Genomic DNA, 231 nt, shown 5'->3' with positions numbered 1-231 from the left:
GGGGTTTTCGTTGTTTTGGGCATCGGTTTCAGTTTCGAAGTAGGTAAAGCTAAAGCCTTCGGCATCATCGATTATAGAATCTTCAATAAAGGGCAAGAAAAATTCAGCCAAGCCATCGTTGTTTTCATCGCAGACTAAGTTGGGGTCTCCACTTTGAAGCGGAGGAATTTCATTAACAATAAGTTCAAAAGAGGTGAAAGAGAAGCAACTTGTTTCTGTTTCGGTTACTCG

General features: G+C 41.1%; 1 protein-coding gene. It reads right to left on the bottom strand.

Translation table 11 applies throughout. The annotated features are described in order from the left end of the window. Nucleotides 1–231 (bottom strand): hypothetical protein (locus G7034_RS01685; protein WP_166399233.1); only part of this gene is annotated, 231 nt, incomplete at both ends.

The organism is Psychroflexus maritimus, from assembly GCF_011089875.1.
GTDB classification, from domain to species: domain Bacteria; phylum Bacteroidota; class Bacteroidia; order Flavobacteriales; family Flavobacteriaceae; genus Psychroflexus; species Psychroflexus maritimus.
The sequence above is the reverse complement of the archived record's forward strand: the minus strand, read 5'-3'. Positions and strand labels throughout refer to the sequence as shown.